At 73.9% G+C, this 10,745-nt stretch carries 8 protein-coding genes and 1 pseudogene; 5 read left to right on the top strand and 4 right to left on the bottom strand.

What is annotated here, in order from left to right; genetic code table 11:
* Both RBH18_RS40925 and RBH18_RS40920 read right to left on the bottom strand, forming a co-directional pair.
* Positions 1 to 1,458 (bottom strand): annotated as a pseudogene (locus RBH18_RS40925) (FtsX-like permease family protein); the annotation flags it as partial.
* On the bottom strand, positions 1,455 to 4,574 hold the full coding sequence (locus RBH18_RS40920; RefSeq protein ID WP_306215899.1) for an FtsX-like permease family protein: 3,120 nt from the start codon (positions 4,572 to 4,574) through the stop codon (positions 1,455 to 1,457). The pseudogene RBH18_RS40925 and the gene RBH18_RS40920, both read right to left, overlap by 4 nt.
* Before the next feature lie 55 nt (positions 4,575 to 4,629).
* On the opposite strand from RBH18_RS40920, the gene RBH18_RS40915 reads away from it, so the two are divergent.
* Positions 4,630 to 5,235, top strand: a complete 606-nt coding sequence (locus tag RBH18_RS40915; RefSeq protein ID WP_306215898.1) for an AAA family ATPase — start codon at positions 4,630 to 4,632, stop codon at positions 5,233 to 5,235.
* Here RBH18_RS40915 and RBH18_RS40910 read toward each other — a convergent pair.
* On the bottom strand, positions 5,194 to 5,877 hold the full coding sequence (locus RBH18_RS40910; protein WP_306215897.1) for a TetR/AcrR family transcriptional regulator: 684 nt from the start codon (positions 5,875 to 5,877) through the stop codon (positions 5,194 to 5,196). The genes RBH18_RS40915 and RBH18_RS40910 overlap by 42 nt on opposite strands.
* Positions 5,878 to 5,930: 53 nt before the next feature.
* On the opposite strand from RBH18_RS40910, the gene RBH18_RS40905 reads away from it, so the two are divergent.
* Positions 5,931 to 6,857: an NAD-dependent epimerase/dehydratase family protein gene (locus RBH18_RS40905; RefSeq protein ID WP_306215896.1), complete on the top strand. Its 927-nt coding sequence runs from the start codon at positions 5,931 to 5,933 to the stop codon at positions 6,855 to 6,857.
* A 69-nt stretch (positions 6,858 to 6,926) separates the two neighbouring features.
* Here RBH18_RS40905 and RBH18_RS40900 read toward each other — a convergent pair whose 3' ends face one another.
* Complete coding sequence (locus RBH18_RS40900; protein WP_306215895.1) at positions 6,927 to 7,325, bottom strand: ChaB family protein; 399 nt, start codon at positions 7,323 to 7,325, stop codon at positions 6,927 to 6,929.
* 348 nt (positions 7,326 to 7,673) lie between these two features.
* Between RBH18_RS40900 and RBH18_RS40895 the strand changes: the two genes are divergently transcribed.
* From RBH18_RS40895 to RBH18_RS40885, 3 genes are all read left to right on the top strand, one after another.
* A complete protein-coding gene (locus RBH18_RS40895; protein WP_306215894.1) occupies positions 7,674 to 8,654 on the top strand; it encodes an ABC transporter substrate-binding protein in 981 nt (326 codons plus the stop codon).
* Between the two features lie 8 nt (positions 8,655 to 8,662).
* A complete protein-coding gene (locus RBH18_RS40890; protein WP_306215893.1) occupies positions 8,663 to 10,189 on the top strand; it encodes a sugar ABC transporter ATP-binding protein in 1,527 nt (508 codons plus the stop codon).
* Positions 10,189 to 10,745 (top strand): ABC transporter permease (locus tag RBH18_RS40885; RefSeq protein ID WP_372339063.1); only part of this gene is annotated, 557 nt, incomplete at its 3' end. The genes RBH18_RS40890 and RBH18_RS40885, both read left to right, overlap by 1 nt.

The following is a 10,745-nucleotide window of genomic DNA, read 5'->3' as shown; positions in this document are numbered from 1 at the left end:
CCGGCCGGCGCGGGCCAGGCCGAGGAAGCCGACGGCGCCGCGGCTGCGGGCGGCGAGGCGGCCGGCGAGGCGGAGCGGGGCGGGCGTGAGGCGTACGACCAGCAGGGCCGCCGCCGCACCCAGCAGCACCGGCACGACCGACAGGAAGGGGTCGGTGTCGCTCTGCAGGCCGCGCCGGCGCACGAGGACCACGCCGAGCCCGGCGAGGAGCAGCAGGAAGATCTCGGCGGTGGTCCGGCGCAGGCCCGGCCGGGGGGCCGCGCGCCCGCCGTCCGCCGGGGGCCGCGCCGCGAGCAGCGCTGGGACGCCCACGGCGAGCACGAGCAGGATGCTCAGCAGCAGGAACTCGCCGTCGCCGGACCGGCCGGGGAGGAAGGTCGCGGCGAACCAGCCGAGCGCCACCGCGGGGACACCGACCAGCGCCGCCTCCGCGAGAGCCCGCGCGGCCGTCCGTCCGCCGCTCGCGCCTCGCGCCCGCAGCAGCGCCTGTTCGGCCCGCCGCCGGTCCGCCATGAGCAGCGCCGCCAGCACCATCAGGCCGGCCACGGTGACGATCAGGCCCGCCTGGACGACGGCGACGGTCGCGCGGGCGCCGTGCAGCCGCTCCGCGAAGGACGTCAGCTCCTGGTCGAGGCTCGTGGTCAGGCTCAGATAGCCGCGGGGCGGCTCGCGGCGCGCCTCCACGAGCGCGGTGGTCAGGGCTTCGATGCCGGGCGCGGTGAGCGCCTGCGCCCGCAGGCGGTAGCGCCACTGGTAGCGCAGCAGCTCCGTGTTCCGGCCCGCGAGCTGAGCACCCTCCGGGTCGGTCAGCAGGGTGGCGCGGAAGGTGAACCCGTCGTCGATCGCCGGGCACGAGATGCGCTCGGCCGCCGTGCCCGCCCACTGCGGCGACGCGGGGTCGAGCGGCTCGTAGATGCCGACAATCCGCAGCGGCGCCGTGCCTCCGGAGGTCGTCACGGTCAGGTCCGTGCCGACCGTCAACCCGGCGACCTGCGCGGCGTCCGCGGTGACCACGGCCTCCGCGCGGCCCGCGCTTTTCGGGAGCCGGCCCGACACCAGGCGTACGGAAGAGAGCGCCCCGGTCTGGTAGAGCGCGCGCAGCGTCGGCCGGCACTTCGCGTTGTAGGGCGCCGGCCCCGCGAGCATCGTGCCCTGCGCCTCCGCGTACGCCCGGAACCAGCTGTCCTCGACCAGGCCGGGCAGAGGCGCGGGCAGGTCGTCCCGGATCTTGTCGGCGTCCGCGGGATTCGGGCGCGCGATCTGCTGCGGATCGGCCGCGAAGAGCAGGTCCCGCGACTCCCACGGCAGCCCGCCTACGTCCGAGCGCAGCCCCTCGTCGGTGTAGTGGTTCGCCAGCCGGGGCACGCCCGTGGCGATGAGGGCGGCCACCAGCGCGAGGGCGGCGAGCAGGCTCAGGTGCCCGGCGTACGCGCGGACGCGGCGCAGCACGGCGCTCATCGGTCGGCTCCCAGCTTGAGGCGCACCGTGGTCAGCCGGCGACGCAGCGTTGCCCCGGTGAGGGCGCTCAGCGCGAGCGCGAGGATCAGCAGCAGCGCGGCGGTGCCCCCGGCGCGCCACCAGTCGACAACCAGCAGCGGCTCCGGCACCGGGCGCGTCGCCGCGGGCGTCAGGATGAGCAGCGGCGCCATCGTGGCGGCCACGCCGATGCCGACGGCCAGGCCCGCGAGCACGCCGGTCCCGGCGAGGAACGCCTGCTCGGTCATCAGCGACCGGGCGAGGGCCGCCGGTCCGGCGCCGAGGGTGTCCAGCACGGCGAGCTCGGTGATCCGGCGGCGGGCCGTGGTGCGCACGTCGACGAGGATGCCGGCCGCCGCGAGCAGCAGGGCCCCGATCGCGGCGGCCAGCAGGGCGGTGCGGCCCCCGGCCCCGTACGCGTCGGTGGCCGAGGCCGCGCCGATCGACCGCCGGTCCAGCACCTCCAGCCCGCCGAGCCGCGTGGCCGCCGCGGCCGCCGCCGTGTGCTGCTCGTCGCCCACCGAGATCCACCACTCCTGTGTGCCGTGCAGCAGCCCGGTGTGCCCGAGCAGGTAGGCCTGCAGCGTCGGCAGGTCGGCCAGCAGCGCACCGCCGGCCTGCGTGCCCGGGACGGCGGAGGCTGTGCCCACCACCTGCACCGGCACGTCGGCGCCGCCGATCCGCAGCCGGGCCTCGCCCTCGTCGTCGAAGCGCAGCGCCGCCCGCGCCGCCGGCGTCACCACCACGGGCACCTCGGCGACCGTCACCTTGGGCAGCACCAGGAACTGCAGCCGAGAGACGCTCCCAGCCGGGAAGCTCACCCGCAGCGACCCCGGGCCGGCCTCGGCCTTCTTCGGGCTCGCGGCCGGGCTGCCCGTCTCCCAGGCGCCGGTGAGCGGCAACCGGTTGCCGCCGACCGCCAGCCCGGACAGGGCCACGTCGACCGTGCCGAAGCTGGTCGCCGTGACCTGGAACCCGGCGAGCCACAGCGGCCGCATCGGCGGCAGGGCGACCGAGAAGGCCCCGATCCTCAGGGGTACGCGCACCTGCGCGCCCGAAGCGTCGAGCAGCACCGCGGTCACGGCCGGAGCCGTGTCGCTCCCGGTGACCGACGCGCGCCCGGTGAGGCGGTCCCCCGCCGGCAGCTCGGGAAACGCCTGGGCCGGCCGGCGCCGGGTCAGGTCCTCGGTGAGCGCCGCGGGCCCGCCGTCGTAGAGATCGTCGCGGATGCGGACGGCCCTGCCGATCTCCGCCGCGTCGAGCGCGATCAGGTCCACCGACTCGGTGCCCGGCGTGGGCGGCTGCAGGCTCTCGCGCCAGGCCGGCACCACCTTCTCCGCACCCGGCAGGGCGGCGAGCGCGGCCGGGCGGTCGTCCGGCGCGGCACTGCTGATCTCGACGAGGCGCAGGTCCGCGCCGGCCTCGTGGTCCGCCTGGTCGGCGACCGACTGCCGGGCCGTGCCGGCCAGGCACCAGCCGACCGTGCCCGCGGCGACGGCGAGCGCCAGCAGCAGCACCGGGCCGGCGTGCGGGCGGCGGCCGGCCTGCCAGATGCCGAAGAGCGCCGCGAAGTTGGTGCCCCGGCCCAGCCGCCGCTCGACCAGGCGGGAGGCCGGCTGCAGCAGCCGCAGGGCGAGGGTCGCCCCGGCGAGGATGCCGAGGGTCGGGGCGGCGGCGAGCAACGGGTCGATGCCGAGCCCGGAGCCGGAACCCGCGGAGAGCGGCGACGAGTACTGCCGCAGCTGCAGCCAGCCGAGCAGGGCGAGCGCCACGAGCAGCAGGTCCGCGCCGGCCCGCTGGACGAAGGCCCGGCGGCCCGGCCGCGAGCGGGCCGCCATCTCGCTCACGTACGTGCCGCCGCGCACGACCGGCAGCGTGATGGCGAGCGCGCAGCCGGCCGCAGCCAGCCCGGCCACCAGCCACAGCTGCGGGGCCGGCACCCAGCCCGCGAAGCCGCGCAGCCCGAACCAGCCCCGCCCGGCGGCGAAGTGCACGGCCACGGCGGCGAGCGGCGGGGCGGCGAGGGCGGCGGGCAGGACCAGGGCGACCGCCTCGGCGGCGCCCAACCCGGCCAGCTGGGCGTTGGTGGCGCCCCGGGCCCGCAGCAGCGCCGACTCGGCCCGCCGGTGCTCGGTGAGCAGGGCGGCGACGAGCACCAGCGCGAGCCCGCTCAGCACGCTGACCAGCAGGATCGGGGTGACCAGCGCGGACCTGCCGACCAGGTCGGCGTTCTCCAGGCGCCCGGCCAGGTCGGTCAGCCCGCCGGCCTCGACCGTCGCCGAGGTGCCCAGGCCGGTGGCGTCCGGGAGCGCCTCCTGCTCGGCCGTGGCGGCGGTGGCGGCCCGGCGTACCCCGGCGATGTCCGCACCGGTGAGGTCGACGGTTCCCACCCAGGCCGCGGAGGCACCCGTGGCGAAGCTCCTGGCGAAGTCGGCGCGGTCGAGCGCGAACGGCCCGTAGGTCGCCGAGCCGGGGAGCACGCCGCCGGCCACGTCCGGGGCGAGCCCCCAGTACGGGTCGTCCGCCGACCGGGGCCGCCACACGCCGCTGACCACGACGGTGGTGGTGCGCTCCGAGACGCGGTCCACGACGGGCAGCCGGTCGCCGGGGGCCAGCCCGAGGATGCGCGCGGCGCCCTCGCCGACGGCGGTCTGCAGCGGCTGCTTCCCGGGCTGCGGCCACGCCCCGGCGGTGAGCTCGGCGTGCGCGGCGAGATCCTCGAAGAAGCCGACGGAGGCGTAGACGAGCCCGCCCTGGTCCGGCACCGCGTCGCCGGTGTCCCCGCCCAGGGCCCGGCCGGACGCGTAGCCCGCGGCGGCGACGCTCACCGGCCGCCCGCCGAGCCCGCCGGTGAAGCGCTCCCGCACGGCCGCGTCCCGCTCGGCGAAGTCCGTGGCGTCGCGCCCGCCGGAGCCGCGCACGAGCACCGACCGCTCCCCGGGCGCCGCCGCCCCGACCGTGCCCGCGACCCCGGCGGCCACCATCCGCGTGCTGTAGGCGGCGAGCCCGGTCAGCAGCAGCGTCGCGATCAGCGCCAGCGCCCCGGCCGCGGCCAGCAGCGAGCGCGCGGCAGCCGCCCGGCGCAGCACCAAGCTCATGTCCGCGTGTCCCCCGTTATCCCGCCCCCGACAACCGCGGAAGCACTATAGGACCATGACCCGTGTCCGCCGCGACCCCGCACCGGTGTTGACGATCATCCGCGGAAACTCGGGCAGCGGGAAGACCACCGCCGCCCGCGAGATCCGCCGCCGCTACGGCCGGGGCTGCGCCCTCCTGGAGCAGGACCACCTGCGCCGCATCATCCTGCGCGAGCACGACCACGACGGCGGCGCGGCGCCCGCCTTCATCGCCGCGACGGCCCGCAGCGCCCTCGGCCTGGGCTATCACGTGGTGCTGGAGGGCATTCTGTACGCCAAGCACTATCGCGCGGCGCTGGAGTCGCTGATCGCCGGGCACCCGGGCCCCTCGCACGTGTACTACCTGGACATCCCGTTCGAGGAAACCCTGCGGCGGCACGCGACCCGCCCGGGCATGGCCCACATCACCGAGGCGGAGATGCGCGGCTGGTACGCCCCTTCCGACGCCCTCGGCGTGCCCGGCGAGACGGTGTTCGGCCCGGCGGCGACCTTGGAGGCGATCGTGACGACCGTGCTGCACCGCAGTGGCCTGGCCGCGGCGGCCCCGCTCGCACCGTGCCCGGTGACCTGCCCGCGGTGCTCAGTGCAGGCCGAGGGCGTCCATCTCGGCGCGGAGCAGTGATGCCGGGTCGAAGCCCATCCCGGTGAAGTGGCCCTGGACGGTCAGGCTCACCACGCCGTGCAGACGGGACCACACGCTGAGCACGGCCGCCAGGGTCGCTGCCGGGTCGGCGTCCGGCGCCCATGCGCGCACCCAGTCGGCGACGGCCGGCGTGGCGGCTGCCCACTCGCCCACCTGGGCGGTCAAGGGTCCGGCAGCCGGCGCCGGGCGGCCTTGCGCCAGCACGGTGAGGAACGGGCCGAGGACCGCGCGGGCCTTGCCGACACTTTCGGCGGGCGCTTCGTAGCCGGGCAGCGGCGTGCCCGCGATGAGGGCGAAGCGGTGGGGCTGCGCGGCCGCCCAGCCGAGGAAGACGGCGGACATGGACATCAGGCGGTCCCGGGCCGGCTCCGCGGCGGTCGCCGCCAGGGTCTCCTGGACGGCCGCCGCCAGGTCGTCGTACGCATCGAGCAGCAGGGCCGTCAGGAGCTCGTCCCGATTCCGGAAGTACTTGTAGAGGGCGGGCCCGGAGACGCCCAGGGTTTTCGCGACGGCGTTCAGGCTCAGGGCGCTCAGACCGCCCGCGTCGATCTGGGCGAGCGCGGCCGCCTTGATCTCGCCGATGACCTGCTCGCGATAGCGGCTCCGTGGAGTGTTCTGCACAATGCGCATCTTACGGTGGTTACAGCCTCTAACTTAAGTGCTATGGTCAAACCATGACTGCTGACCTTCACGTCGTTCTCGGAACTGGGCCCGCCGGCACCACCCTCGCCGAGGAGCTGCTCCGGCGCGGGCACAGCGTGCGCACGGTCGACCGCGCCGGGCGCCAGGTGGTGCCCGGCGCCGAAGCCGTGGCCGCCGACGTCCTGGATCCCGCCGCCGCGCGCGCCGCCGTCGCCGGGGCCACCGTGGTGCACCACTGCGTCAACGTCGGATACGAGCACCAGGTCGAGGTCATGCCCCGCGTGCAGCGCACGGTGCTCGACGCCGTCGCCGCCGCCGGGGCGCGGCTCGTGGTGCTCGACACGCTCTATCCGTACGGGCCGTCGCACGGCGAGGCGCTCACCGAGCAGAGCCCGTGGCTGGCCACCTCGCGCAAGGGCCGGATGCGCGCCCAGCTCGACGAGGCCTATCTGGCGAGCGAACTCCCCGTGGTGCTGGGGCGCGCCGCCGACTTCTACGGTCCGCGGGTGCTCAACTCGAGCCTCGGGGCGGCGACCTTCCCGGCGGCGCTGACCGGCGGCACGGTGCTGGCGCTCGGCGACCGGGCGGCGGCGCACAGCGTCACGTACATCGGGGATGTCGCCTCGGGTCTCGCCACCCTTGCCGAGGCGGGCGACGAGGCGTGGGGGCGGGTCTGGCACCTGCCGACGGCGCCGGCGCCGAGCACGGACGAGGTGCTCGACCGCATCCGTACGCTGACCGGCGCGGCCTTCGACGTGCACACCCTGAGCGGGGCGGAGCCGTGGGGGCCGTTCGACGCGACGTTCATGGCGGAGTACGAGGAGCTCTTCTACCAGCACACCGAGCCGCAGATCATGGACTCGTCGGCCTTCGAGCGCGAGTTCTCGACCGCGCCGACGCCCCTCGACGACGGGCTCGCCGCGACCGTGGCCTGGTACCGCGCGTGGCTGGCCTCCTGAGAGAGGGCAACGGCAAGGCCCGCATCCGTGCCGGGATGCGGGCCCCTGCAACGCCCCGCGAGGAGCGCCCTACTTGCCGCGCGCCTTGCGGGTGCTGCGGTTGTTCGCCTTCTGGATCGCGTCGACGAGCTCGGGCTTGGTCATGCGCGACCGCCCGCTGACGTCCAGCCGCTTCGCGACCTCCATCAGGTGCTTCTTGCTGGCGTTCGCGTCCACTCCCCCGGCCGTCTCGGCCCTGGTGGAGCGCCCGCCCGCCGCCTTGGCGTCGCTGGGCCCCTTCTTCTCCTTGGGCTCCCAGTGGTCGCCGACCTTCTCGAACGAGTGCTTGACCGCGGAGAACGCCGTGCGGTGGGCCCGCTCGCCCTCGCCGTACTCCTCGACGGCCGAGTCGTGGGTCTTGACGAACGTGTCCTGCGCCTTCTTCGGCGACCGCTTCAGCGTGCTCGGCATGTCCTCACGCGCCGGCATGATGTCCTCCCTCGCGACGATGACATCCACGGTCGTGCCCGCGTGATCCGGGGTTCAAACGGCAACCCGGCCCTGAGCTGCCCGGAAAAGTTTGTTGACCAATTCTCCGACACCCCTTTCCAAGATCAGGAATGGCGGCGCCGCGCACCGTCGGCGATCAACTCTTGACGCTGGTGGAGTGAGCGGTAACACTCATGAAACCAAGGCGGCCGGATCGACCTCCGACGATCTTGAATGACAGGCAAACGTACCGATATCCGCGCCGGCGAACCCGTTCGCCCGGCGGTTCCGTGCTGCCCGCACGGCGAATTTGTTAACGCTAACAGCTTTTCCGAGAGGTTGATCTTCATGGGTAAGCGATCCCTGGCCGCCATAGCGGCCACCCTCATGACCGCAGCCGCCCTCGCCGGCTGCGCGGGCGACGACGGTGGCGACGCCGGCGGCGGCAGCGGCAAGCTGGTGCTCGGCTTCTCCCAGGTGGGCGCCGAGAGCGGCTGGCGCACGGCGAACACGAAGTCCATCCAGGACTCGGCGGCCGCCTCCGGCGTGGACCTCAAGTTCGTCGACGCGCAGGGCAAGCAGGAGAACCAGATCAAGGCGATCCGCTCGTTCATCACCCAGCGGGTCGACGTGATCGCCTTCTCCCCGGTGGTCGAGTCGGGCTGGGACACCGTGCTCAAGGAGGCGAAGGACGCGGACATCCCGGTCATTCTCACCGACCGCGCGATCGACTCGCCCGACACCAGTCTCTACAAGACGTTCATCGGCTCGGACTTCGTGCTCGAGGGCAAGAAGGCCGGCGAATGGCTGGTCAAGGAATACGAAGGGAAGAACGACCCGGTCAACATCGTGGAATTGCAGGGTACGCCCGGCGCCGCGCCCGCCAACGACCGCAAGACCGGATTCGCCGACGTCATCAAGGCCGACCCGAAGTTCAAGGTGATCGCCTCGCAGACCGGGCAGTTCACGCGCACCGACGGCAAGCAGGTCATGGAGACCTTCCTCAAGGCGCACCCCGACATCGACGTGCTCTACGCGCACAACGACGACATGGGGCTGGGCGCCATCGAGGCGATCGAGGCGGCCGGCAAGAAGCCCGGCACCGACATCAAGATCATCACGGTCGACGCGGTGAAGGACGGCATGACCGCGCTCGCCGCCGGCAAGATCAACTACATCGTCGAGTGCTCCCCGCTGCTCGGCCCACAGCTGATGGACCTCGCCAAGAAGGTGAACAACGGCGAGCAGGTCGAGCAGCGCGTGCTCACCGAGGAGACGACCTTCACGCCGGAGCAGGCCAAGCAGGTCCTGCCCGAGCGGAAGTACTGAGCCGCCCGATGACCGAGAGCACGCCGGCCGTTCTCCGGATGACCGGCATCCGCAAGGTGTTCCCCGGGGTCACCGCCCTGGACGGGGTCGACTTCCGGCTCTTCCCCGGCGAGGTGCACGCCCTCATGGGCGAGAACGGCGCCGGCAAGTCGACCCTGATCAAGGTGCTGACCGGCGTGTACGGCATCGACGGCGGCGACGTCCGGCTGGCCGGCGAGGCAGTGCGCTTCGCCGGCCCGCTCCAGGCGCAGCAGGCCGGGATCAGCACGGTGTACCAAGAGGTCAACCTGTGCGCCAACCTGTCCGTCGCGGAGAACATCTTCATCGGCCGCGAGCCGCGCACCCTGGGCCGGATCCGCTGGGGCGAGATGCGCAGGCGGGCCCGGGCGCTGCTGGCCCGCCTGGACCTGGACCTCGACGTCACCGCCCCGCTGACCAGCTACTCCCTGGCCATCCAGCAGATGATCGCCATCGCCCGGGCGGTCGACGTCGACGCCCGGGTGTTGATCCTCGACGAGCCCACGTCCAGCCTCGACGCCGGCGAGGTCGAGCGGCTGTTCCAGGTCGTGCGGAGGCTCAAGGACGACGGGGTGGCGATCCTGTTCGTCTCGCACTTCCTCGATCAGGTCTACGCGATCGCCGACCGGATGACGGTGCTGCGCAACGGCCGGCTCATCGGCGAGTGGCGCACCGCCGAGCTGCCCCGGATGCAGCTGGTGACGGCCATGATCGGCAAGGAGCTGGCGACGCTGGAGGAGATTGAGGAGCAGCCCCGGGAGGCGGCCGCCGCGCTCGAACGCGGGGAGCCGGTCGTCGAGGCGCGGGGACTCGGGCGGCGCGGGGCGATCGAGCCGTTCGAGCTGGCGATCCATGCCGGGGAGGTGGTCGGGCTCGCCGGGCTGCTGGGCTCCGGGCGTACGGAGCTCGCCCGCCTGCTGTTCGGCGCCGACCACGCCGACGAGGGCACCCTCGCCGTCGACGGCCGGCCCGTGGCGATCCGCAGCCCGCACGCCGCCATGGCGCACGGCATCGCGTTCAGCTCGGAGAACAGGCGCACCGAGGGCCTCGTCGCCGACCTGACCGTCCGCGAGAACATCGTGCTGGCCCTGCAGGCGGCCCGTGGCTGGACCCGTCCGCTCCCCCGCCGTACCCAGGACGAGCTGGTCGCCAAGTACATCGCGGCGCTGCAGATCCGCCCGGCCGACCCGGAACTGCCCGTCCGCACCCTCAGCGGCGGCAACCAGCAGAAGGTTCTGCTCGCCCGCTGGCTGATCACCGAGCCACGGCTGCTCATCGTCGACGAGCCGACCCGCGGCATCGACGTGGGCGCCAAGGCGGAGATCCAGCGGCTCGTGGCGGAGCTGGCCGGCGGCGGCATGGCCGTGCTCTTCGTCAGCGCCGAGCTGGAGGAGGTGCTGCGGCTCAGCCACAAGATCGAGGTGCTGCGCGACCGGCGGCTGGTCGAGGAGCTGGACAACACCGGCGGGCTCGACGCCGACCGCATCATGCGCACCATCGCGGAGGGAACAGCGTAATGAGAACCGTCGTCCGGCACCGGCTCTTCTGGCCGGCCGCCGTGCTGGTGGTGCTGCTGCTCAGCAACCTGATCAGCTCCCCCGGCTTCTTCTCGATCACACTGCAGGACGGCCACCTCTACGGGTCGGTCGTCGACATCCTGCGCCGGGCGGCACCCCTGATCCTGGTGGCCGTGGGCATGACCCTGGTCATCGCGACCGGCGGCATCGACCTGTCGGTCGGCTCGGTGATGGCGATCTCGGGGGCGCTGGCCTGCGACCTGATCGCGAACGGCACCGGCTGGGCCGTCGCCGTGGCCGCCGCCCTGGCGCTGAGCCTCGTCGCCGGCCTGTGGAACGGCACCCTGGTCGCCACCATCGGCATCCAGCCGATCATCGCCACGCTCATCCTCATGGTCGCCGGGCGCGGCATCGCCCAGCTCATCACGGGCGGCCAGATCATCAACGTGTCCGACGACGCGTACCGGGTGATCGGCGCCGGATACGCGCTGACCGTGCCGGTGTCCATCCTGATCGCCGCCGCCATGGTGGCGGCGGGGCTGTCCTCCGCCGGATC

The organism is Actinoplanes oryzae, assembly GCF_030757795.1.
Lineage (GTDB): Bacteria > Actinomycetota > Actinomycetes > Mycobacteriales > Micromonosporaceae > Actinoplanes.
Note: the sequence above shows the minus strand (reverse complement) of the source record. Positions and strands in the feature narration are given on the sequence as shown.